This is a genomic window from Proteiniborus ethanoligenes (assembly GCF_900107485.1).
Lineage (GTDB): Bacteria > Bacillota > Clostridia > Tissierellales > Proteiniboraceae > Proteiniborus > Proteiniborus ethanoligenes.
In genome coordinates, this window is record NZ_FNQE01000002.1 from 87,323 (window position 1) to 112,064 (window position 24,742).

Below are 24,742 nucleotides of genomic sequence, written 5' to 3' on the forward strand. Positions count from 1 at the left end.
ATGGATAGAAAAATAAAGAGATATTTTATGGGAAGACAAGCAAAGGATGGTGCAGGAGTAAGTCTATATAGAACCTTTGGATACTACGAAATACCAGATTTTGATCCTTTCTTAATGATGGACTTCTTTGATTCTACTAATCCAGAGGATTATATTAAAGGATTTCCATGGCATCCACACCGTGGAATCGAAACTGTTACCTATTTAATCCATGGTGCAATAGAGCATGGTGATAGCTTGGGCAACAAAGGAGTAATACGTGATGGAGATTGTCAATGGATGACAGCAGGCTCAGGAATTCTCCATCAGGAAATGCCACAGGAAAGTCCACAAATGCTAGGAGTTCAGATTTGGCTTAATCTTTCTAAAAAAGAAAAGATGACAGAACCTAAATATAGGGATATAACTAAGGAAATGATTCCTGTATATGAAGAGGAAAGCTATACAGTGCATATTGTTGCAGGAGAATATGGTGGAAAAAAAGGACCAATGGAGGCTACAGAAACAAAGCCTAGCTTTTTTGACGTTGAACTAAAAGAGAATTCAGAATTTGTTTATAGTGTTGATTATGATTTTAATGCCTTTGCTTTTCTTGTAAGAGGAGAAGCTAATTTTAATGTTGAAAAAGAAGAAATGATTAGTTATCCTAACGGAGTACTTTTTACAGAGGGAGACACTATCAGAGTAAAAACAGGGAAAAGCCCTGCAAGATTTTTACTTTTAACCGGGAAAAAATTAAATGAACCAGTTGCATGGGGAGGACCAATAGTCATGAATACTAAGGAAGAGTTAGATTTAGCCTTTAAAGAGTTAAAAGAAGGAATATTCATTAAAAAATAGAATAATATAAATCATAAATGATAAAACCAGAATACTTATATGAGTGCTATAAAAAGGAGTAGGGATAGATGAGAGTTTTGTTTTTACCTTTTATTGCATTAGGAAAATTAGTTGAATATATAATCAAGATAACAGGAAGACTAATTGCTATAATATTAGGCTTTGTTTTCATAATCCTAGGTATAGTTTTAAGCTTAACTGTTATTGGTGCTATTATTGGTGTTCCATTGGCAATTATGGGCTTATTAATGATAGTAAGAGGTTTTTTTTGATACTATATAAATAATCTGTTAGACGGGGTATACTTATGAGGGTTTTCATAGGGATAGAATTTTCAGAGAAAATCAAGGAATATTTACATGAAATACAATGTTTAATTACCAACTATAGTGAGAGAGGTAATTTTACTAGAAAGGAAAACTTCCATCTAACACTTAGGTTTATTGGAGAGGTAGATACTAATCAAATACAGATTCTAAAAAGAGTAATAGACAAAACAAGTTTAGAACAAAACTGCTTCCAATTGGTTTTTAAAAATTTGGGATATTTCCCTAGAGGCAATAGGATGATAATCTGGATGGGTCTTAAGGAAAGTGAAACACTTAAAAAACTATATTATAATTTAGAACTAGGTCTAGAAGAAGAAGGTTATCCAAAAGAGGACAGGAGCTTTACTCCTCATATTACCTTAGGAAGAGAAGTAATTATTAAAGAAGATTTTAATAAGCTAGCTGAAAAAATAAAAACAGATAATATAAATATATTTGCAGATAAAATTTCCCTAATGGAAAGCGCTAGGGTAAACAATAGGCTAACTTATAAGCCTATTTATGTAAGTGAGTTTAGGCAATGTATTATTTAAAAATTTTGTAGTAAAGTAAATATATAAAGCCACTTAACTATTATCAAAGAGAGTAGCTAAGTGGCTTTATATTAAAGATTTATATATAAGCTTAAAGTATTGAATCTAAAGCATATTTTAAATCATTTATTATATCACTGCAGGTTTCTAGACCTACGGACAATCTAACTAAGCCTTCACTTATTCCAGCTTCTTCTCTTTCCTCTGGAGTATATGGAGAATGAGTCATTGAGGCTGGATGCTGTATCAGTGTTTCTGCATCCCCTAAGCTTACTGCGGTTTTACAAAGATGAGTATTATTTATTACCTTTTTACCTTCTTCTATGCCACCCTTAAGCTCAAAGGCTATTATTGCTCCTGGTAAATTCATTTGTTTTTTAGCTAAATCATATTGCTCAAAGCTTTCTAGTCCTGGATAATATACTTTCTTAACTGCCTCATGAGATTCTAAAAAATTGGCAACCTCCATAGCATTTTGACAGTGCTTTTCCATTCTTATTTCTAAAGTTTTCATTCCTCTCATAAGCAGAAAAGCATCAAATGGACTTAAAACAGCACCAGTCATGTCCTTTATACCAAAAAATCGTACTTGATTTATAAAATCCTGGGTTCCTACTACAAAGCCGGCAATAATATCTCCATGCCCATTCAAATATTTTGTAGCAGAGTGAACAACAACATCTGCACCAAGTTCTAAAGGTCTTTGGATATATGGAGTAGCAAAGGTATTATCTACTATTACTAAACAATCTTCTTTTTCATGAGCAATTTCAGATATAGCCTTTATATCAGAAATTAATAAGGTGGGGTTAGCGGGGGATTCTAAATATATTACTCTAGTATTATCCTTCATAGCTTTTCTCACGTTTTCAGGATTAGTAGTATCTACAAAGGTTACGTCCACACCAAATCTAGTCAAGCCATGATTCAAAAAAGCAAAGGTACAACCATAAAGAGTTTCTGAAGCAATAAGATGATCTCCTGCCTTTAAAGCTGTCCATAAAGCTGAGGAGATAGCACCCATACCAGAAGCAGTAGACAAACCAGCTTCACCATTCTCTAATAATGCAATTTTTTCTTCAACTTGAGTATTTGTTGGATTACCTAATCTAGTGTATATATAGCCTCCTTCTTCTAAAGCAAATCTTCTCCCACCCTGCTCAGCAGAATCAAATACGAAGGTTGAAGTTTGATAAATAGGAGTAGTCAAAGCCCCTGTGGCAATATCCTTTTTATGTCCACCATGTACGGCCTTTGTTCCGAAACCCATGCTTGTTAATCCCTCTCTATCCATAGTGTCCTCCTTTTAATATTATCTATTTATTATTTATAATAAGCAAAAATCATACCAGAAATGAAATAATACAAGAATCGTATACTATATTATAAAATAGCCATTATGTAGTACATAAAAGCAAATAGTAAAAGGCAATGGAAAGCTTTTAAGCCACAAAAGAATAAAAGTGGTGAGTTTAATTTCCATGTGGAAACCAAACTCACCACTTTATATTATATTTTTTGACCTTATTTATGATAGTAGTGTGAGATACGCCTAAAGCCTTGGCAGCGGCCCTAATGCTTTTATTGTTTATTAAGGCACTTTTAATGGCACCTTTTTCACAGTCCTCCACTAGTTTTTTTAGTGGCAGACTATCCCTAGAATATAGATAGCTTTCAGGTGCTGAAATGTTTTTATGTGATGCTATGATTAGGTTCTCTGTCCTCAAAAAACTACCTTCACAGAGATTCATTGCCCTTTCTATTACGTTCTTTAGCTCTCTAACGTTTCCAGGCCAGCTATGCTTCATGAGTCTATTCACAAACTCCCCTTCTGCTCCTTCCACTATTTTGTCTAATTTTTTATTAAAACTGTTTATAAAGAATGCTACAAATAAAGGAATATCCTCAAGTCTTTCTCTAAGAGGTGGAATATGTATAGGGATAACATTTAATCTATAGTACAAATCCTCTCTAAAGCTATTATCTTGAATCATCTTCTCTAGGTCTTTATTAGTAGCTGCAATTATTCTAACGTCAACCTTTTCTTCCTTAGTACTACCTATTTTTCTAATGCTTTTTTCTTGCAAAACTCTTAATAGCTTTGCTTGCATAGCTCCAGAAAGCTCACCAATTTCATCTAAAAACAATGTTCCGCCATGGGCTTCTTTAAAAAGACCATCCTTACCACCTTCAAAGGCTCCAGTAAAGCTTCCTTTTTCATATCCAAACAGCTCGCTTTCAATCAAGGTATCTGGTAAGGCAGCACAGTTCAATGTAACAAAGCTTTTGCTCCTCCTATTGCTTAGGTTTTGAATTGCCTTTGCAAAAAGCTCTTTTCCTGTCCCGCTTTCTCCTCGCAGCAAAATAGTTGAATCATTTTTAGCTACTAGCTGAGCCATTTCTTTGACTTTTTCAATAGAGGGACTATTACCGATAATATCCTTAAAAGCATCCGCCTTATTAGCAGAAATAATATTTGCTATTTGTATGGCCCTTTCAGTATCCTTTATAGATATTACAGCACCGAGAATTTTGTCATCATCATCTTTAATAAGATTTTCTGTGGATATATACTGCTTATTGCCTGTACTTTCTATGTTTAATTGAAAGTCCTTATGTTTATTTTCTTTCTTCATGAGGTTTGTAATAGATGAATTGTTGTTAATGAGTTTTCTTATATCTGTGCCTAAAACATCTTCCTTTTTGCAGTTAAAAATATTTTCACAATAATCATTAAAAATCTCTATTTTATAATCCTTGTTTATAGAGATTATTCCATCTTCTACCGAGTTAATAATAGCATGAAGCTTTCTTTCGCTTGTTTCGTAGGAAAGCAAATCTATTTCATTTATGGCAATTACCCCGTCTAATCCTGATAGATTCTTTATTAGTAGATTTTTTTTAGCTTCATCTATACTTAGCATTTTAACACAAACCTTTTTAGGAAAAACCTCTAAAGAATTTAAGTTTATATTAGCAGAATAAATTTGAGATAGTATGGCTAATGTCATTCCAATCTTATCTTCTGTAATTATTTCAAGTCTAACAAACCTATTCATATTTTTCACCTGTTCTAAGGAATTTTTCATAACGAATACAATAGTTTTACATTATTTTCTTTATCCAAATAACCTGACCTAATGAGCCTTATCAAAAGCTGTGTCACAAGAGATATTCAATTTTTCTATGGAAAATCCTTTATTTTATTTAAAGTTTTGCATTGCCTATTAATAATACTAAAGCTTAGGATTGATCTTAAATAATACCTTAAGACCAAATTTTCTTAATAATATGCTAAGCCTATTTTCAGAAGTTATTCTCAAAATAGCCCTGTTCTCTTATTATAAGAGAACAGGGCTATTTTGTTGACCATACTTAAAAAATGCTAGTACATAAAATCATTGGTACTAAGTTCCATTTTTTGCAAAAGCTCCATAATTTCAGTTCTGTTGGAGCAATTAGTTTTTTTTAGTATATTTTTTATATGAAATTTGACTGTGTTTTCAGATATGTATGCAAGGCTAGAGATTTCACTATTAGAATAACCCTTAATGACATAACGTAAAATTTCACGTTCTCTATTTGTAAGAGAATACTCGTTTTCAAATTCCTTATAAAAATCTTCTTGAGTCTTAGGAATAGATAGGCTTGTCATATATAGCCTTTGAAATAGTATAATAAACAAAATAATAAGTGGCATAAATAAAGCAGCTATTAAAATAGTACTAAAAATTGAACTATGCAATAAAGCACTAGGGATAAATGTGCTTAAAGCCTCTCCAACCCGTCCAACACATAGGCCTAAACCTGCCAAAGGAAGCCATTCTGTTTTTTTGCTAGAAATATCAACAAAAGCAATCACACGGTAAACAGAGTAAAAGCCTAGTAGTAAATAGCTAAAAGCCCATGTTATAAATATAAATGAAGGCTCTTTATATAATACGATAGCAGCAAATGGGAAAAACAGGCTTGCTAAGCAGCAAAGTGCTCCATATTTTCTACTTTTATCAGCAATTATCCCTGCAATGACTAAGCCTAATGCATAGAATGCTCTTGCTAACTCAAAGTTAATTTTTTTATGGAATATAGTTGAGGATTGATAATTAGAGCCTATAGAGTTAATCAATGACATTAAAAGAAAAACAGCTATAAACTGTAGAAGTAGGCTTTTACTAGGAAATGATTCTAATGTAATCCTTTTATTTTCCTCAGAAATAGGCAAGTTTTGTACTGCGGATATAAGTTTCATGTTTATTAGAATAAATCCAATATAAAGAAGCACCACATAGCCTGACTCCATCATCCTACCATTGAGCATTAAGGAAATCAAATAAGTTCCAATACTACCTATAGCATAAGCAAATCCAAAAGCCCTCCCTCGCATTTGTTGAGGAACCTGAGTAGCTAGTACAGCAAATTGGTAGGCAGCAAAAATTCCAAGAAATAGGTTCATAATAACACCACTAAATACAATTATAAAGAGATTATTCCAGGTGAGCATTACTGTGATTACTATTGCATTTATAAACATTCCAATAGCATAAGTAGAAGGTTTAGACGCAAGGCTAGGGGCATACCATAAAAATAATGAAAATAAAATTATACCTAAGGCTTGAGCTATATAATTCCAACGCATTGCAATAATATCTACCTGCTCTGGACTTAGGAATGCATGAAGCCTATACATTTGTGATATATAAGCAGAGCCGCCCCATAAAAAATAAAGAGCAATAATCCCCGTAGACAAAAGAAAATTTTTACGATTCATATTACCACTCCCATACTATGTTAATTTATTATACGACAAAATATACTATATTTCAAAGTAAAATTTTGTACTATCCTATCACATACCTACCCTAAAACTACCCCTGCATTTTGACTCCCTATACCAAGCCTGTCCTACTAAGATTATATCCTTAGACTTATAGTTAATATAAGGGAGGTGGAGGGTATATGATTGTTCTCTCGAAAAAATTTAATCTAGATAAAAGCATTATATTTAATGCTATATATGATGCATTAGAGGAGATGAATTTTGTTATTGAAGAAGCTAATAGAGATTTAGGGCTCATTAGCATAAGCAAAAAATCATTTAATTCAGAAAAATACAAAATAACTCTTTCCTTAATCTCCTTACTTGAATTTGGAGAATCAAAAATATTATTGCAAGGTGCATCGGAAAATGAAGAATCAAAAGAGGATATAGAAAAATTATTTGAAAGGATTATTATAATAACTGCTAGGTTTAATAAAGGAGGGAGAATAGAAGCTTCTAAATATTGTGTATAAGCTTTATAAAAGTAAAATTGTTTTTATGAGTAGTTTAATACTATGTTTATAAGGAGGAGATAAGCTATGAAAGTAAAGTGCTTTATATCTATCATCATGAGTTTATTGCTAGTTATGATACCTATCTCAAACATTGCCTATGGAGAAGGAAAAACTATAACCTTTGAACTATATGATGGGAAAACAAATGACATGATTTCGGAAACGGTATCATTTGCAGTATATGCTGCTGATAGCGGAGAAGTAGTGGATTTTCAAAGCAAGGATAATAACGAATACAAATACTTATTAACAAATGGCAGATATGAACTAAAGGCAAGTGCAGATGGCTATTATACAACTAATGAGAATTTTGAATTAAATGAGCACACATGGGAGAGGGTGCCATTACCGCTTTACAAAAAAAGTGATGTAGTGATGGTAACAGATACGGCTATATCTGCTGAAATAAACACATCAGGAAGCTCAGGAGTTAATGTATCTGTGATAAAAGACAATTTACCAGAAGAAATAAAATCAAACGTAGATGAATTTAGAGTTGTACTGATACCTAGTCATACTTGGAATGTTGAGAACGATGGATTACCTGCAGGCTTTAATAGCAATCCACAAGAACCTTTAGAAAACACTAGACATGAAAATTTAGATCCTGGAGACTATTTTTTATTTGTATGTTTTTATAATGTAATTCAGCAAGAACCAGAGCAAGGTGGAGATTATTCTTATTTAGTAGGTTATGCTACAAAAAATATTATAGTCACAGAGATAGTTGAAGGACCAGGTGGACCAGGAGAGCCAGGAGAACCAGGAGAACCAGGCTGGCCAGATTGTGGAGAAGAGATATTTAATTTCTATTATGAAGGGGAAGAGGAACCCTTCTATACAACTAAAGAATGCATGCCAAATATCAAGATTGATTTCAAAAATAAAAGCAGTATAACAATTAGAATGGAAGTAGAAACAGAGGATGAAGAGCTAACGGATTTTGGTGGATGGGGAGTACTTGAATATGTAGTTGACAGGTCTCAATATGTTGTCCATAGCAATGTTAATGGTCCAGAGCTAACAGTTTATAAAAATTTTGGCAAGGCAACACTCCACTATATGTATGATAATCACAATAGACATGCTTTCATTACTTTTTATGAGGATGACTTTGTTGGCATAAACGTAGAGCCTGAAATTGGAGCAGGAGATTGGGGTACAGGTGTTATTGATGCTTCTGGTAGAACTAATGCTACTCCTACCTCCTTTGTATATTTCTTAAATGAAGAAGTATCTATTAAACCATCTAACATAGGTAAAAGGTTTGTTATTTTAGGTATAGAAGGTGAAGGTATAACTGCAGAGTTTAAGGAACAAGATGGTCATTTGGATGAGCATTGGAGAGTGACTCTTCCAGATATAATAGAACCTGTAGTAAGGCTTACATTAACATTAAAATTTGAAGATAATAGCACAAGTGAAGTACCTCTCGAAATACGAAGAGTATTATTAGATGCCTTTTCAATGGAATACGACGAAGAACATAAAAGGGAAATTCTAGAATCAGGTGAAGAAATAACTACACCGAGAGGAACACCATATGAATACAATGGTGAAGATTATATTACTTTTGTAGGAGTTTTCGCATTTGAGGAAGGATACTTAATAGATCATACCCTTTTAGTTATGTATTATGAAAATAATCGTATTTTAGGCGCAAAGCAATTTGAAGTATTAATTGAAGGTGAACCTTTTAGAGATGAAATCCCTGTGTATAGAAAAGGGCATCCAGATTATGCATCTGTATCTAGGGCTAACCGTATAACTGCATTTTTAATATCAAAGGAAGGTGTGGATGAAGGTTCAAATACATTTGGCGGTGCAACCTTTGGTGTAGGAGCTGGATGGGGTCATTTAATGCCTAATCATAAAGACTGGGGTTCAGGAAAGGATGGTATGGATTATGAATAAAATATATAGATTTGTGGTTGTTACTATTTTACTCACAATGATACTATTACCCATTAGCAATATTGGACAAGCTGCTATAGGCGGTACGGTAACAGAATTAACAGCGTCATATAATAACTCTACTGGAACAGTTAAAGTAACAGGAGCAGGTGAAGGTATAGCTAAAGAAATTATTGTAATTGAAATATTAAAGCCTAATGGTGATTTGCTTTATTTTGGAACCGCATCCTTAGATAATGGAAGCTTTGAAAGCTCTATAACAGTAGGAGCTCTTGCTGTAGGAACCTACAAGGTTAGAAGTGCAGACTATACAGGTGGTTCATATAATGTAGCTCAGTTTAGTGTAGCAAGCACAGGGGGTCCTCCAATTGATGAGGAAGTTGACGACTCTAGACCTACACCAAGCAAACCAGAAACGCCAAAGCAATCAGAGCAAAAGACAGAATTACAGGTAGAGACAGAGCCTAGTAAAGTCACTGCTACTATTAAAGCTACGGGAGTAACAGACAGGGATGGACAAACAATAATAAACATTCCTACAGATAATATGAACAAAGTAATAGCTGATGCTTTAGTAAAGGCTGAAGAATCTGGTATTAACAAGGTAGATATTAAAATTGCTGTAGAGACAACAGGAGATAATAAGTCCTTAGAAATAATATTACCAAAAGAAGTTATAAGAAACATTAAAGAATCTAGGATTGATTCCCTAACTATAGATACACCTATAGGCTCTATTCTCTTTGATGAAAAAACCCTAAAGGAAATTGGAGATACAAGTGAAGGTGATTTAGTTATCTGTATAGCTTATTCGGATAAAGATAAGCTATCGTCAGAGGCAAAAGAATTAGTAGAAGATAGACCAGCCTTTGATTTTTCTGTAATGAGTGGTGAAAAGCAAATCAGTAAATTTAATGGAAAACTTACAGTGAGGATTCCTTATAGTCCTAAGCCTATGGAGAATGTTGAGGCTATTGTGGTTTACTATATAAATCCCCAAGGAAAGCCAGAAATTGTGAGAAATTGTATGTATAATGAAAATACTGGGCAAATAACCTTCAAGACAAATCATTTTTCAACTTTCGCTATTGGATACAATAGCATAAGCTTTGATGATGTACAGGAAGACGCATGGTATAGTAAAGCAGTAAGCTTTATAGCAGCTCGTAATATTACAGCAGGTACTAGTGATAACAACTATACACCAATGGGGAAATTAAATAGGGCACAATTCATTGTTATGGTCATGAGAGCATATGGAATTCAGCCAGATACATACCCAGTAGATAATTTTGCTGATGGAGGAAACACTTATTATACGGGCTACCTGTCAGCAGCTAAAAGACTAAATATATCTCAAGGTGTTGGTAACAATCTATTCCTTCCAGATAAGGAAATTACACGTCAAGAAATGTTTGCGTTGTTATACAACACGCTTAAGACTATGGAAGAATTGCCTACAGAAGCTACAGGCAAGAGAATAGAGGATTTCTTTGATGTAAATCTTATAGAGAGCTGGGCGAAGGAAGCTATGAAAGCTCTTGTTGAAGGAGGAATTATATCAGGAAGCAATGGAAGACTTGAGCCTAAGTCAACATCTACTCGAGGGGAAATGGCTCAATTAATATATAATATTTTGAAAAAGTAAGTCTGAATTTATGGATGAAGTAAAGCAAAAAAATTATTAGATTAAAATATATAGAACTAAACAATTAGTATAAATAATCAAAACCTACTTCAATTATCTATAGCCTTGTCTTCCTACCATAGGAGAGCAGGGCTACTTTTTTTGCAAAAAAAACACCTAAATAATCGGCTTAAAGCAAGGGTTTAAGGTATACAGGGTTAAATGTAAAGTGATAAAGCCTTAGAAAATTATTATAAAAATAGAAAAAAAGTTATTGACATATGCCCAATATAAAATATAATAGAAATTGAAAAGGGCATATGTCAATAACTGAAGGGAGGTATGAAAATGCCAAGAAGAGATGGAACTGGTCCAATAGGGTGTGGTCCAATGAGTGGAAGGAGCTTAGGTTTTTGTATAGGTGCTAATGGAAGATATGATGGAAGAATAGGACGTAGATTTAGTCGTGGTTTTGGTTATAGATGTGGAGTTGGATTTAGCAGTTTTTTTAATGGAGAACCAGCAGTCATGACTGAACAAGAGTTTTTAACTAAGCAAAAAGAAGTTCTTCAAAGCAGGCTTGAGAACATAAACAAGCAAATCGAAAGTCTGTAAGAATAGTATAGATATAGGGCGCCCATGCTATTCTTATAAGGAACAGGAAAATTTTACTTTATTATTATGCAGAAAAGGAGAAGAATATGGCAAGACCTAGAAAGTGGAGAAAAGTATGCTGTTTACCAGAAAACAATCGTTTTGGACCACTAAATATTCCCTTAAGTCAAAATCACTTTATAGATATGACTGTTGATGAGTATGAGACTATTAGACTAATAGACTTTGAAGGGTTGACTCAAGAGGAGTGTGCTGACCAAATGCATATTGCACGGACAACAGTACAGCGTATTTATAGTGATGCTCGAAAAAAATTAGCAGAATCCCTAGTAGAAGGGAAGGGACTTAGAATAGAAGGTGGAGATTATAAGCTTTGTAACGGTGTTGGGAAAACTTGTGGAGGCAACAATTGTCACAGGTTCAGATTTGGTAGAGGATTTATTGAGGAAGAAAATTAAAGAATATTTAATTAGAGGAGGATTTAATTTGAAAATAGCAATTCCAGTAAGTGACAAATCAGCACAGGCAACCATATTTCAATCCTTTGGTCGTGCGCCTTACTTTATGATAACTGATACAGAAACAAATGAAAGAGTGTTCTTAGATAATACTGCAGCAGATAGTCAAGGTGGAGCAGGAATAAAAGCTGTTCAAATAATAATAGACAAAAATATAGACGTGCTATTTACTCCACGATGTGGTGAGAATGCTGCAGAAGTTTTAAGGGAAGCAAATGTTAAAATATATAAGACTATAAACGAATCCGTTGAAGATAATGTCAATGCTTTTAATTTAGGTCAGCTATCTTTACTTGACCATATTCACCCAGGATTTCATGGTCATGAAAAATAGAGGGATAAAGATAGCTGTTTTAAGTGGCAAAGGAGGCACAGGCAAAACCTTTTTATCTGTAAATTTAGCCTCAGCTGCCAAATCATCAACTTATATTGACTGTGATGTGGAGGAGCCTAATGGTTATCTTTTTTTTAAACCACAAGAAGTAGCTTCTAATAGGGTATCAGTAAAAATTCCTTTTGCAGATAAAAAGCTTTGTAATGGATGCCGAAAATGTGTGGAGTTTTGTAAGTTCAATGCTTTGGCCTATATAAATCATAAGCTTATAGTGTTTGACAATATATGCCATTCCTGTGGGGGCTGTGTTCTGTTTTGTCCTCAAAAAGCACTATCAGAAAAGGAAAAATTCATAGGAAAGATTCAGAAAGGTACATCAGCAAATGTAACTGTGCTTACTGGTATATTAAATACAGGTGAAGCAACAGGTATTCCTATTATTGACGAGCTTTTGAATTATAAGCTAGAATCCAACAATCTAACTGTCATAGATTGTCCACCTGGAAGTGCCTGCAGTGTTATGGAAAGTATAAAGGATGCAGATTATTGTATATTAGTGGCAGAGCCTACTTTGTTTGGTGTTCACAATCTTAATATGGTATATAGGCTAGTAAAATTATTTAATAAGCCTCATGGGGTAGTGCTTAATAAATGCTTAGATGGAGAAAATCCTGCAGAGACTTTTTGTATAGAGAAAGGAATAAGAATATTAGAAAGGATTCCTTTTGATATTGAGCTAGGAGTCTTGAACTCAAATGCTATTATTGCAGCCAGGGAAAGTGAAAAGTATATGAATATATTCTCCCGATTACTTCAAACTATAACTGAGGAGGTTCAGAATGAAACAACTGTTAATCCTTAGCGGAAAAGGTGGAACAGGGAAAACCACTATAGGAAGTGCTTTTATTAAGCTTGCAAATGCAAAGGCTTTTTCAGACTGTGATGTAGATGCTCCAAATTTACACCTGATAATGGCTCAAACATCTGAACCTTCCAGAAGAGATTATTATGGCTTACCAAAAGCACAAATCAACCCTGACCTATGTATCCAGTGTGGCTTGTGCAAGGAAAATTGTCGTTTCCATGCTGTAGATAAGGATAAAGAATATAGGATTAATTATTATGCATGTGAAGGCTGCGGAGTGTGTGAGGCTATATGTCCTCAAAAAGCCATAACTCTTGAACCGGCCATATCTGGAGAGTTGATGCTATATAAAAATGAAACTGTTTTTTCAACGGCTCAACTAAATATGGGAAGTGGAAATTCAGGACTGCTGGTAACAGAAGTGAAAAAACAGATGCACTCAGTAGCTACAGATGTAGAGCTTGCAATAATTGATGGCTCACCAGGCATTGGGTGTCCTGTAATAGCATCCTTAAGTGGTGTAGACATGGTTTTGATAGTTGCAGAGCCTTCTATTTCAGGAATTAGCGATATGAAGAGAATTATTAAAACGGCAGAAAGATTTCAAACTAAAATTGCAATTTGTATAAATAAATCTGATACTAATATGGAGAATACAGAAAAAATAAAGGACTATTGTGAGAAACAAGGATTAGACTTTGCAGGTGAAATACCCTTCGATTCACATGCAGTAAAAGCAATTAATGAAGGAAAAAGCATTGTAGATAATGATTGTGCTTCAGGACGTGCTACAAAGACCGTTTTTAAGAAGACTATGGATATATTATTTAATTAATATAAAAATATAACTAATAAATCATAAAATAATTCTGAAAAAATTAGAGCTAAAGGAGATTTAAAGATGAGCAAAAGTTGCGATAACAATTGTGGAGCTTGCAGCGAAGAATGTAATGAAAGAACATCACCAATAAATAATTTTCTCGAAAAACCACATGAGCTCAGTAGCATTAAAAAAGTAATAGGTATTGTTAGTGGTAAAGGTGGCGTTGGAAAATCACTAGTAACATCCATGCTTGCAGTAACAATGAATAAAAGAGGTTACAATACTGCTATTTTAGATGCAGATATTACAGGTCCGTCTATACCTAAAGCATTTGGAATAGATAAAAAAGCTGTAGGAAATGAACTAGGCTTATTACCTGTTAAGAGTAAAACTGGGATAGATATTATGTCCCTTAATTTACTCTTAGAAAGTGACACAGATCCAGTAGTTTGGAGAGGGCCCATAATTGCAGGGACAGTTAAACAATTTTGGAAGGATGTTATATGGAAGGATATCGATTACATGTTTATCGATATGCCACCAGGAACAGGCGATGTTCCTTTAACAGTATTTCAATCTATACCTGTTGATGGAATTATTGTTGTGACATCCCCCCAAGAGCTAGTTTCTATGATTGTAGCTAAGGCAGTAAAAATGGCAGAGATGATGAATATACCCGTCATAGGTCTAGTTGAAAATATGTCCTATATTAAATGTCCAGATTGTGATAAGAAAATAAATGTATTTGGTGAAAGCAATATTGGAGCAATAGGAGAAAAGCACAATATAGAAGTTCTGGCAAAGCTGCCTATAGAACCTGAAATTGCACAGGCTTGCGATAAAGGCATGATTGAGTTTTTTGATTTTAATTGGCTTGACACTATAGCAGAAGTATTAGAAAAATAAGAATGGGGGTATTAAATTGAAAATTGCAGTAGCAAGCGAAGGAGAAATGGTTACAGGACATTTTGGCCACTGTGAAGCATTTAATATTTTTAATGTAGAAAATGGCAAAATTCTTGAAGTAAAGGCCATATCTAATCCAGGTCATAAACCGGGATTTTTACCTAATTTTTTAAATGATTTAGGTGTCAATGTTATTATTTCCGGAGGAATGGGTGCAGGTGCAGTACAAATATTCAATGAAAAAGGAATTCAAGTGATTACAGGAGTAATGGGAAATGCAAAGGAAGTAGTAGAAGCATTTTTACAAGGAAGACTAAAATCTACAGGTTCAATATGTAATGAGCATGAACACCATGGTGAATGTGGAGAATAATTAATATTTTCATGATAGAGTTTTAGCTCTAGAAATAAAATTACCAGGAAAACTCACTAGTCTGATGGCTACTGTATATTAAATAATAGCCATCAGATTTTTATGTTTTTCTATAGGAGCTAGAAAAGAATTATTTCTTTCCATAGAGAAACGGGCTACCCATAGATTAATCTTAAATTTTATAGTAAAATTAAATAGTATCAATAACGTTTGAAACTTTTGAAAAGGAGAGTATATGCAAGATATGGAACATAATCAGTATTCCCAAGAAACAATAGATCACTTTATGAATCCTAGAAATGTAGGAAAGATTGAAAATCCTGATGGTGTAGGTATAGCAGGAGATCCAGAATGTGGAGATTATATTGAAATAACTATTTCAGTTAAAGATTATTTTATAAAAGATATTAAGTTTATGGTTCATGGCTGTGTAGGTGCGATTTCAACCAGCAGTATGACAACAGAGCTAGCAAAGGGGAAACCTCTAATGGCTGCCTATGCTATTTCTAATGAAGATGTAATAAATGCATTAGGAGGATTACCCTCAGAAAAGGAACATTGCTCATTACTAGGGCCTATTGCTTTAAAAAAGGCTATAGTAGATTATATTAATAAGAACAAAAGTATATTAGAGAAGTAATAAAGCATTATTAGTTCTAGTCAATTCAAATTCAGATGATAAAATTTAACGAATAATTAACCCTCTTATATCAGTAAGAGGGTTAATTATTCGTAATAACTATAGAAATATCTGTTTTTTATTGGAAAAGCTATTATGCTATAATATAATATATGTAAAATTTGTTACCAATAGAATGGAACTTTATTAAGGAAAAGTCAATCTAACAAATAGAAAGGGAGGTATAATTTATGTGGAAAGAAAGGTATAAAATAGGAGTAGAGCTTATTGATGAACAGCATCAGGAGCTTTTCAAGCGATTATCTGAATTTATCCGAACTGTTCAAAACAATATAACTTGGGATGAAAAGCTAGATAAGGTAAAAGAAACTATGGTATTTATGCAGGATTATGTAGTTGTTCATTTTGATGCAGAAGAAGCTTATCAGGAAAAAATACAATATCCAAATATTGAGAAGCATAAAGAAATACATGCTAAATTCAAAGAAGAAATAAATAACTATGTTAAGCTTTTTGAAAGTGAAGGCTTTACTGAAGAAACAGTAAAAGAATTTAGTGCTAAGCTCATGACATGGCTGATTATGCATGTGGGGAAAATGGACCAGGAAATTGGAGAATACGTCAAGGGCAAGGGAGGAGAAATATAATGAAGGCAGAATATGTTAACTCATTTTATAAAGCTACAGCAGACGTATTACAATTGATGCTTGATGTAAATGTGGAAAGAGGAAAGTTACAAGCTATAGAAGACATGATATGCAGCAAGGATGCAAATGTTGTACTTGGAGTAACGGGAGATTTAAAGGGAACAATAATATTTGGATTTCCAAAGGATATGACATTAGAAATGGTTAAGATAATGTCTGGTATAGAAATGGACAAGATAGACAGCTTTGTTTCATCTGCCTTAGGGGAAGTAGCTAATATTATTAGTGGGAATGCTATGACGCTTTTAGCAGCTAATAACTATATATGTGATATAGTTCCACCACAGGTTTTTGTAGGAGAATATAAGGCCTTTTCTATGGGGAATGAAAAAGCTTTACTTCTTCCCTTAGTAACTCCAATAGGAGAATTCCATATTAATATATTTTTGAAGGAAAAATAATAGATAGAAACAACAAAAGAAGGGAGAGTACATAATGAAGAAGATTAAATTTATGAGACCCAGTAAACTAGCTATATTAATATGTTTGTGTGTACTTACTCAATTATTTAGTCCAAAAGCTTTAGCCTTAAGTCAAATAAAATTAATAGTAGATGGGCAAGATATTACATCTATAGCTCAGCCTATAATTCAAAACGATAGGACCCTTGTTCCAATAAGATTCGTAGCTGAGCAGCTAGGTGCAAAAGTAACCTGGAATAATGAAGATAGAACTGTGCTGGTGGAGAAAGGGAAAAACTCTGTTCTTTTAAGAATTGACAGCCATCTAGTTCTATACCAAAAAGATGAAAAGGTATATGACTTATGTGATGTTCCACCGACTATAATAAACGAACGTACTTATGTGCCTTTACGTTTAATTAGTAATGCCTTAGGCATTGGAATTGACTGGAACCAAGAAAGTAGAACTGTATATGTGGATTCTAGTAAAAATGCAGAGGTTATATCTTTTTTTGATGTAAGGATATTGTCCCTAAACCCAGGACAAGCTATAACAGGGAAAACAGAGCTTCAAATATCACTACCTAAAGAAGGAATAAAAAATGGTACTGAAATAAAATATCTTTTGCTAGACCCAGCTAATGCTAAAGGTGTAGTTGTTGCTAGAGGAAATGGATTAACTTCAAAATATAACTGGTTACCTAACTTGGAGCATAAGGGAGAAAAAGTATTAGTAGCTGCTATTTATAATGACAAGGGAGAATTTATAGCTGGAAATGCAACATATGTGCAGATGGATGTTAACCCTAAAGTCTCCTTAACAGGCTTATCACAAGGGCAAGCTATAAACGGAACAGTATCCATAGGCGCAGATACTAATTTTGTTCCATCCTATGTAAAATATGAAATTATCAATCAGGATAATAATAAGGTAGTGATGTCCTCAGAAGCAGATCCTCAAGGACTGTATAACTGGACTCCAATGCTAGAGGATAACGGGAACTATTCCTTTAAAGCAATAGCATATGATGAAAATGGCAAGGCCTATGAAAGTCAAAGTATTAGTGCTAAAGTTCAGATGTCTCGCAAGCTGGCATTATCAGGAGTTTCATCAGGTAGAACAATTGACAAACCAGTTACTCTTTCCACCTCAAGAAATTTCCATGTTAGTGAAACAGAATATGTCCTAAGAGATCCGAAGACTGGAAAGGAAGAAACCCTCGCTAAAATGGGCTATGGAAGCTACAAATGGTTCCCAGGTCCAGAATACTCAGGGAACAAGGAGCTTTTAGTCAGAGTTAAGGATACTAGAGGGATAACGCATGAAAGTAGTAAAGTAAGCGTTAATTTATCAGGAGCTCCTAAGCTGTTCTTAGATGGTGTAGGACCCAAACAAGTTCTTACAACCTCTGTAAAACTTAATACTATTAGCAATGTAAGCTTGGATAGTGTGAATTATATTATCATTAATGCTAAAACAGGAGCTAGAAAGGCTTTAGCTTCTGGACAATCACCATTAGTTGAGTACACTTATACACCTATTCAGGGTCAAGAGGGAAGCTGGAAGCTTCAAGCAGAAGGAATATATAATTCAGGTACAAAAATTTTAAGTGAAGAGGTTCCAGTTACAGTATATTTAGGCAAGACCTATTCATCATCACCTATAATAGAAAAAGATAAATTTCTAGGACTAGCATCTGACCTTGCTAAGGGTTCCTGGGAGAAAACAGGTATGTCAGCAGCTCTACAAACAGCTCAGGCTATTCTTGAAACAGGCTGGGGTCAAAGCGTTCCAGTAGACAAGTATAAAGGCAATCTTTCCTATAATCTTTTCGGAATAAAAGGAAAGGGAACTGTAGGCTCTGTAATTTCAAACACATGGGAAGAGTACAATGGTAAAGCATTTCGAGTTGATGCAGAATTTAGAGCCTACAACAACATAGACGAAAGCTGGTCTGACCATAAAAATTTACTACTAAAAGCTAGTAGGTACGAACCTTTTAGAGAAGTAATGCATGACAGCACCTTGGGGGCTTGGGCATTAAGGAGAGCAGGCTATGCTACTGATTCACAATATCCTATAAAATTAATGAGGATAATAAAACAATATAATTTACAAGAGCTTGACAAAATAGGAATTTAGTTATTGAAACTATCATAATAATAAATAAGCTTAACCTATTTAAAAGGGTCAAATAGCACAAAATACCTCTTGCAAATATAAAAAGCCTGTGGTATAATTAGCTAGAAAAACTCTACTCTAAAATATAAGAATATAATATCGCTGAGTTCTTTGCGGAAGCGGGGGAACCGATTTTTAGGGGTGAATCCATTTAGGAGGGGCTACCCTTTAGCCCTAACCCGACAGCTAACCTCGTAAGCGTACAAAGGGGGATTAATATTTAATCGATATTAAGACTATGGAATCCCATGGTCTTTTTTGACCCCCAAATTCTTGTTTACATAATATACAGAGTAAATACTATTTGGAAAGGGTGATTGTATTGACAAAAAAACTCACTTATTGTGTCATTGGTGCCGGCAATGGGGGAATTGCTATGGCAGGATACCTTGCTATGCTTGGATATAAGGTAAATCTGTATAACAGAACCTTAGAAAAGCTTATTCCATTAATGAAAGATCCTGTTATTTACCTTACTGGAGAAGAGAATGGATATGGAGTATTGAACAAGGTGACGAATAGTATGGAGGAGGCCATAGATGATGTTGACATAATAATGGTAACCATACCTGCAATAGGACATTATAATATTGCTAAAGAAATGGCTCCCTATATAAAAAACGACCAAATAATAATATTAAATCCTGGCAGGACTGGAGGGGCACTAGAGGTATATGAAACCCTATTAAGGGAAAGAAATAAAAATAATATAATAGTAGCAGAAGCTCAAACCTTTATATATGCATCAAGAGCCACATCATATAATAGTGCACACATATTTAAATCAAAGAGAGAAGTTACATTAGCTGCAATACCTGCTACAAAAACTAATTATGTGTTAGAGCTTATTAACGAAGCATATCCTCAATTTATCCCAGCAAAAGATGTTTTAGAAACTAGTATCAATAATTATGGTGCTATATTCCATCCTGCACCTACGCTTCTTAACAGTGGACATATCGAAAGATGTGCACCTTTCGAATATTATACAGAAGGTATAACGCCCTCCATAGGAAACTTTTTAGAGAAAATAGATAGAGAAAGAATGGAGCTAGGAAGAATATTACAAGTAGAGACTTTATCTGCAGCTGAGTGGCTTAAAGAAACTTATGGGTCAAAAGGAGATAATATATATGAAGCCGTCCAGAACAATTCAGGCTACAAAGGCTTACAAGCGCCACAGGGGCTACAGATTAGATATATTTATGAGGATGTTCCATATGGACTGGTACCTATGGAGTCTATGGCTCACAGCTTAGGCATGAAAACACCTGCCATAACCTCAATAATAAATATAGCTCAATTTATGACTAATAGAGACTTTAGAAAAGAAGGAAGGACTGCAGATAGACTGGGATTAGATGGATTGTCTATTACGGAAATGCATATGTTAGCAAGAGGGGGAACAATAGTTAAGAGAAGATTGGAGGAAGTAGTATAATGAAGAAAATTATAGGATTAACACTTGGCAATTGTGTTCATGTGGCTGGTACTATGAATTTTCTAAGCTTAGCTCAGAAAGAAAATTATAAAACCGAATTTATCGGCATAGGATTAAGCATTGAAGAATTAATAGATGTAATAGAGAATAAAAGGCCAGATATTGTAGGGCTTTCATATAGGCTTTCACCAGAGCCATTAAACAAAATACTCCAGGAATTAAAGGAGCAAATAAATAGAAATGAAAACCTGCAAAACATGCTTTGGCTATTTGGAGGCACAGAGCCTACTGCCTTAGTAGCAGAAAAATATAATATATTCAATAAAATCTTCTATGGAGATGAAGATATAGATGATGTAATAGCTTATCTTAAAGGTCAGGAAAACTTAGAAGAGGAAATATATCCAAGTAGTCTTATAGAAAGAATTAAATTTAAATATCCTTATCCTGTAATAAGGCATCATCTAGGTCTTACATCTATGGAAAAAACATTAGAGGCAATAGAGAAGATTGCAGAAGCTAAAGTACTAGATGTAATATCTATTGCACCAGATCAAAATGCACAAGAATATTTCTTTGACCAAGAAAACATGGATGATAGCTTAAGTGGAGCAGGAGGAGTTCCTGTTAGAGCAGAAGAGGATTTGCGTGCCTTATATAATGCGGCTCAAAGGGGAAACTACCCACTCCTAAGATCTTACAGTGGAACTAAAAACATAACAAGATTTGCTCAGGTACTACAAGATACTATTAATAATGCTTGGTGTGCGGTTCCGCTATTCTGGTATTCGGAATTAGATAAAAGAGGACCTAGAGCATTAAAAGAAGCTATCATAGAAAATCAACAAGTGATGGCTTGGCATGGTGAAAGAAATATTCCTGTAGAAGTAAATGATCCTCATCATTGGAGTCTTAGAGATGCTCATGATGCTATAGGAGTAGCTGTTGCATATATAGTGGCTTATAATGCTAAGAAAATGGGGGTTAAAGATTATATAGCACAATTTATGTTTAATGTACCAGCCAATATATCTGGGGAAAACGACTTAGGAAAAATGCTGGCAAAAATAGAGCTAATAGAGAGCTTAGTAGATGAAAAATTTAGCGTCTATCGTCAAGCTAGAGCGGGCTTGGCAAGCTTTCCTGCTGATTTATATCAAGCAAAGGGTCAGCTAGCTGCTTCAGCATATTTAGCTATGGCAATTAAGCCCCATATATATCATGTGGTTGGTTTCTGTGAGGCCCACCATGCGGCAGAAGCAGAGGATGTTATAGAATCATGTAAAATAGTTAGAGGAATAATCAAAAATGAATTCCTAGGCTCAATTGATATTAAGAAAGATGAAAATGTTCAGAGAAGGAAAAATGAACTGATAGAAGATGCTAAAATCATTATAGAAAGTATAAAATCCCTTAGTCCAGACAAAGAAGATCCACTAATAGATCCTGATACATTAGTAGAAGCAGTAAAATTAGGTATACTAGATGCCCCTCAATTGAAAAACAGTAATGTAGCAAGGGGAGAACTAAAGACTAGAATGGTAAGCGGTGCTTTATATGCTTACGATGAAGATAATGCTAGAATCATACCAGAAAAAGAAAGAGTAGAGACCATTTTTAAAAATAATAAACTCTTTAGAAAATAAATATAAGCCGATTGAGTATATGAAAACTAAGATACTCATCGGCTTATATTTGTTTAAAATCTATTCTACTAAAATAATTTCATAAGTAACTGATGTGGCTTCCTTTAGCATGGCAGTAACACCACAATATTTTTCTTGAGATAGTTCTACAGCTCTTTCTAGTTTATCTATTGGAAGATTTTCACCTTTGAATTTAAATATTAAATGAATATCCTTGTAAACCTTTGGATGTTCTTCTGTATTCTCAGCTGATACTTCAATATCTAAATCTTCTATTTCAACCCTCATTTTTTTTAGAATAGACATTACATCGATGCCAGTACAGCCGATTAATCCTGCTAGCAGAAGAGGCTTAGGTCTTGGACCTAGGTTATTCCCACCTATCTCTTCGGATGCGTCAATCACAAGATTATGACCATTGATATTCATTTCAAAAGCCATATTACCTTTTAATTTTCCATTTAATTTTGTAGTACTCATAAAAAATCTCTCCTTTCAATCCTATTATAGTTCTATTACCCTAAGATAACAAAATAAATAAGGAAATATATAATTATTAAGCTTATTATAAAACAAAAAGCACATTAATAATGCATTTTCTTATTTATTTTGATATAATTTTGTTATGACGAATTGGAAGGTTTTCTTAATTTATTTTAATGTGGCTATAGAAGCTTTTAATATATTATAAAAAAATAGAGAGAAGGTGTATGTTTTGACTAGTTTACTTGAATCTTTTGTAAATGTAGCCCCATATATAAATAGCTTAACTCTAGATGATATGGCTGTTACAGTAACAGACACAGAAAAGTACTTGTCTTTTGTAAGGGGAAAACAAGTTCCACAACTTGTTAATGCAGGAGATGCTATTTTAGAAGGCAGCGTTGTAAATGATTGTTTAAAAACAGGAAAAAGAATTATCAAAAAGGTTCCAGCAGAAGTTGCAGGTTTTCCTTATGTAGCTTGTGGAATACCAGTTAAAGAGAACAATAAAATAACAGGTGCTGTCTCCTTTGTGATTTCAATTGACAAGCAGGAAAAACTATTATCCTTAGCTGAAGAATTATCAAGTGGTTTGGAGGAGCTTACTCAGTCTTCCCAGCTAATTGATGATGGGTCAGAGAAGCTTTTTGAAGTATCTAATAAGCTGTCCATAAAATCAAACGAATCTAATGTACATATTGAAGAAACTGATGGAATATTAAAGTTTATACAAAACATTGCAAATCAAACTAACCTGTTAGGCCTAAACGCTGCTATAGAAGCGGCGAGAGTAGGACAAGAAGGCAGGGGCTTTGGTGTAGTGGCACAGGAAATAAGAAAGCTTGCACTAAATAGTTCTGAATCAATTCAAAAAATAGAAGAAATCCTAAAGGGTATTAAGGAATCATCAAATGAGCAAAGTGATATAATTAGTGAGATTAGCTTAATAACAAAAAATCAAGCAGAAGCCATAAAAAATATTAATAGTAGCGTGCAGCAATTATATGCTGCAATCAATTTAATAGTTGAAGAAGCAAAGGATCTAACAAATGAAGAATAAAGACTAGCCTAAGGCTAGTCTTTTAAAATCCTCTTTCATACTGTTTTGGATACTCAATATCATATCCTCTCTCATAAGCATTAAGTAAAGTCCAATAAGGGTTTCTCAATAGCTCTCTTCCAAGGGCAACTAAATCAGCTCTTTCATTATTGAGTATTTCCTCCACATGATCATATTCTTTTATCAAACCTACTGCAATAGTTGGTATACCACATTCCTTCCTTATAGTTTCAGAAAATTTTATCTGATACCCAGGATAAGTTTTGATGCTTACACTTTCTAAACCGCCTGAACTCACATGTACCATATCTATATGATTTTTTACTATATTAACAATTTTAACCATCTCTTCGATATTAAGCCCACCTTCAATATAATCATCAGCGGAAACTCTAAGCAATATAGGCTTTTCTTCAGGCCATACATTTTTAATCGCTGAGATTATTTCCTGTAAAAACCTTGTCCTATTTTCTAAGCTCCCGCCATATTCATCTAATCTTTTGTTAGATAGAGGAGATAGAAATTCATGAATTAAATAGCCATGAGCACCGTGTATTTCAATCACATCAAAGCCTGCTTCATTTGCTCTGAGGGCAGCATCTGCAAAGCTTTTTACTATGTCCTTGATTTCTTCTTTAGTTAATTCCTTTGGTACTTTATATGCTTCACTAAACTTATAGGAAGTTGGAGCTACGGTTGTTTCTCCTTCAGCAGAGCATTTTCTTCCCGCATGTGCTAATTGGATACCAACAGCTGCTCCATGCTCCTTACAGCTATCAACTATTTTCTTAAGACCAGGCACTTGTCTATCTTCCCAAATACCTAAATCCTTACTGCTTATCCTACCATTAGGTACAACAGCAGTGGCTTCTACTATAACAAATCCAACTCCACCTATAGCTCTAGATGCATAATGAGTAGTATGCCAATCTCTTGCAAGACCTGAGTCATCTGTAGAGTACATGCACATAGGGGGCATAACAATTCTGTTTTTTAACGTTAACCCTTTAATAGTGTAATTTTCAAAGCTTTTCAACTTTATCACCGTCCTTCTTAAATATATACCACTATAAGCATATTATTATCCTATTTTTATTATTTACATTTAAATTATTTATGATATTTAAGACCTAAATTTAAAGGCTAGAACAAAAATGTGTAATTATGCAGG

Annotated in this window: 25 protein-coding genes and 1 riboswitch; of the genes, 20 read left to right on the top strand and 5 right to left on the bottom strand. The window is 34.0% G+C overall.

The genetic code is table 11. The features are described 5' to 3' along the window. The 3 genes from BLV37_RS01475 to thpR all read left to right on the top strand — a co-directional run bounded on the left by BLV37_RS01475 (position 1) and on the right by thpR (position 1,702). Positions 1–840, top strand: a complete 840-nt coding sequence (locus BLV37_RS01475; RefSeq protein WP_091726235.1) for a pirin family protein — start codon at positions 1–3, stop codon at positions 838–840. Between the two features lie 68 nt (positions 841–908). Beyond that, positions 909–1,112 (top strand): hypothetical protein, encoded by a 204-nt coding sequence (locus BLV37_RS01480; protein ID WP_091726237.1) that lies wholly within the window; start codon positions 909–911, stop codon positions 1,110–1,112. 35 nt (positions 1,113–1,147) lie between these two features. Next, positions 1,148–1,702, top strand: a complete 555-nt coding sequence (gene thpR / locus BLV37_RS01485) for an RNA 2',3'-cyclic phosphodiesterase (RefSeq protein ID WP_091726240.1) — start codon at positions 1,148–1,150, stop codon at positions 1,700–1,702. A gap of 91 nt (positions 1,703–1,793) precedes the next feature. Here the strand turns inward: thpR and megL are convergent, their stop codons facing one another. From megL to BLV37_RS15255, 3 genes are all read right to left on the bottom strand, one after another. Beyond that, entirely contained in the window at positions 1,794–2,996 is a 1,203-nt protein-coding gene (gene megL, locus BLV37_RS01490) for a methionine gamma-lyase (RefSeq protein ID WP_091726241.1), read from the bottom strand. A 202-nt stretch (positions 2,997–3,198) separates the two neighbouring features. Then, positions 3,199–4,761, bottom strand: a complete 1,563-nt coding sequence (locus BLV37_RS01495; RefSeq protein WP_091726244.1) for a sigma 54-interacting transcriptional regulator — start codon at positions 4,759–4,761, stop codon at positions 3,199–3,201. A gap of 326 nt (positions 4,762–5,087) precedes the next feature. Continuing rightward, positions 5,088–6,470 carry a LuxR family transcriptional regulator gene (locus BLV37_RS15255; RefSeq protein ID WP_091726246.1) on the bottom strand — a complete coding sequence of 461 codons (1,383 nt, stop codon included), beginning with the start codon at positions 6,468–6,470 and terminating at the stop codon, positions 5,088–5,090. Between the two features lie 188 nt (positions 6,471–6,658). On the opposite strand from BLV37_RS15255, the gene BLV37_RS01505 reads away from it, so the two are divergent. From BLV37_RS01505 to BLV37_RS01580, 16 genes are all read left to right on the top strand, one after another. Next, positions 6,659–6,994 (top strand): hypothetical protein, encoded by a 336-nt coding sequence (locus tag BLV37_RS01505; protein ID WP_091726248.1) that lies wholly within the window; start codon positions 6,659–6,661, stop codon positions 6,992–6,994. A gap of 66 nt (positions 6,995–7,060) precedes the next feature. Continuing rightward, positions 7,061–8,950: a hypothetical protein gene (locus BLV37_RS01510; protein WP_091726251.1), complete on the top strand. Its 1,890-nt coding sequence runs from the start codon at positions 7,061–7,063 to the stop codon at positions 8,948–8,950. Continuing rightward, the gene (locus BLV37_RS01515; protein ID WP_176967818.1) at positions 8,943–10,598 is read left to right on the top strand and encodes an S-layer homology domain-containing protein; all 1,656 of its coding nucleotides are present in this window, start codon (positions 8,943–8,945) and stop codon (positions 10,596–10,598) included. The genes BLV37_RS01510 and BLV37_RS01515 overlap by 8 nt, the downstream gene beginning before the upstream one ends. Before the next feature lie 327 nt (positions 10,599–10,925). Continuing rightward, positions 10,926–11,192 carry a DUF5320 domain-containing protein gene (locus BLV37_RS01520; RefSeq protein WP_091726256.1) on the top strand — a complete coding sequence of 89 codons (267 nt, stop codon included), beginning with the start codon at positions 10,926–10,928 and terminating at the stop codon, positions 11,190–11,192. Positions 11,193–11,278: 86 nt separating this feature from the next. Next, a complete protein-coding gene (locus BLV37_RS01525; RefSeq protein WP_091726259.1) occupies positions 11,279–11,650 on the top strand; it encodes a DUF134 domain-containing protein in 372 nt (123 codons plus the stop codon). Positions 11,651–11,678: 28 nt separating this feature from the next. Then, positions 11,679–12,044 carry a NifB/NifX family molybdenum-iron cluster-binding protein gene (locus BLV37_RS01530; RefSeq protein ID WP_091726262.1) on the top strand — a complete coding sequence of 122 codons (366 nt, stop codon included), beginning with the start codon at positions 11,679–11,681 and terminating at the stop codon, positions 12,042–12,044. Positions 12,045–12,048: 4 nt separating this feature from the next. Next, entirely contained in the window at positions 12,049–12,906 is an 858-nt protein-coding gene (locus BLV37_RS01535; RefSeq protein ID WP_091726512.1) for a nucleotide-binding protein, read from the top strand. Next, complete coding sequence (locus BLV37_RS01540; protein WP_091726264.1) at positions 12,884–13,744, top strand: ATP-binding protein; 861 nt, start codon at positions 12,884–12,886, stop codon at positions 13,742–13,744. The genes BLV37_RS01535 and BLV37_RS01540 overlap by 23 nt, the downstream gene beginning before the upstream one ends. Positions 13,745–13,810: 66 nt before the next feature. Then, a complete protein-coding gene (locus tag BLV37_RS01545) occupies positions 13,811–14,638 on the top strand; it encodes an Mrp/NBP35 family ATP-binding protein (protein WP_091726266.1) in 828 nt (275 codons plus the stop codon). Positions 14,639–14,684: 46 nt separating this feature from the next. Further along, entirely contained in the window at positions 14,685–15,011 is a 327-nt protein-coding gene (locus BLV37_RS01550) for a NifB/NifX family molybdenum-iron cluster-binding protein (protein ID WP_091726532.1), read from the top strand. Between the two features lie 244 nt (positions 15,012–15,255). Next, complete coding sequence (locus BLV37_RS01555) at positions 15,256–15,651, top strand: iron-sulfur cluster assembly scaffold protein (protein WP_091726536.1); 396 nt, start codon at positions 15,256–15,258, stop codon at positions 15,649–15,651. 230 nt (positions 15,652–15,881) lie between these two features. Beyond that, entirely contained in the window at positions 15,882–16,298 is a 417-nt protein-coding gene (locus tag BLV37_RS01560; RefSeq protein ID WP_091726267.1) for a bacteriohemerythrin, read from the top strand. After that, positions 16,298–16,759 carry a chemotaxis protein CheX gene (locus BLV37_RS01565; protein WP_091726270.1) on the top strand — a complete coding sequence of 154 codons (462 nt, stop codon included), beginning with the start codon at positions 16,298–16,300 and terminating at the stop codon, positions 16,757–16,759. Before BLV37_RS01560 ends, BLV37_RS01565 begins: the two co-directional genes overlap by 1 nt. Before the next feature lie 34 nt (positions 16,760–16,793). Then, on the top strand, positions 16,794–18,902 hold the full coding sequence (locus tag BLV37_RS01570; RefSeq protein ID WP_091726272.1) for a stalk domain-containing protein: 2,109 nt from the start codon (positions 16,794–16,796) through the stop codon (positions 18,900–18,902). Between the two features lie 129 nt (positions 18,903–19,031). Then, positions 19,032–19,157, top strand: a riboswitch (cyclic di-AMP (ydaO/yuaA leader). 97 nt (positions 19,158–19,254) lie between these two features. After that, positions 19,255–20,382: an NAD/NADP-dependent octopine/nopaline dehydrogenase family protein gene (locus tag BLV37_RS01575; RefSeq protein WP_280140100.1), complete on the top strand. Its 1,128-nt coding sequence runs from the start codon at positions 19,255–19,257 to the stop codon at positions 20,380–20,382. Next, positions 20,382–22,028, top strand: coding sequence for a methionine synthase (locus BLV37_RS01580; RefSeq protein WP_091726276.1), 1,647 nt, complete (start codon positions 20,382–20,384; stop codon positions 22,026–22,028). The genes BLV37_RS01575 and BLV37_RS01580 overlap by 1 nt, the downstream gene beginning before the upstream one ends. A 60-nt stretch (positions 22,029–22,088) precedes the next feature. Here BLV37_RS01580 and BLV37_RS01585 read toward each other — a convergent pair whose 3' ends face one another. Then, positions 22,089–22,508 (bottom strand): OsmC family protein, encoded by a 420-nt coding sequence (locus BLV37_RS01585; protein WP_091726278.1) that lies wholly within the window; start codon positions 22,506–22,508, stop codon positions 22,089–22,091. Between the two features lie 235 nt (positions 22,509–22,743). Here BLV37_RS01585 and BLV37_RS01590 point away from each other — a divergent pair, with 235 nt between their 5' ends. Further along, positions 22,744–23,571, top strand: coding sequence for a methyl-accepting chemotaxis protein (locus BLV37_RS01590; RefSeq protein WP_091726281.1), 828 nt, complete (start codon positions 22,744–22,746; stop codon positions 23,569–23,571). A 22-nt stretch (positions 23,572–23,593) separates the two neighbouring features. Here the strand turns inward: BLV37_RS01590 and namA are convergent, their stop codons facing one another. Beyond that, complete coding sequence (gene namA, locus BLV37_RS01595) at positions 23,594–24,607, bottom strand: NADPH dehydrogenase NamA (RefSeq protein WP_091726284.1); 1,014 nt, start codon at positions 24,605–24,607, stop codon at positions 23,594–23,596. Positions 24,608–24,742: the final 135 nt, after the last annotated feature.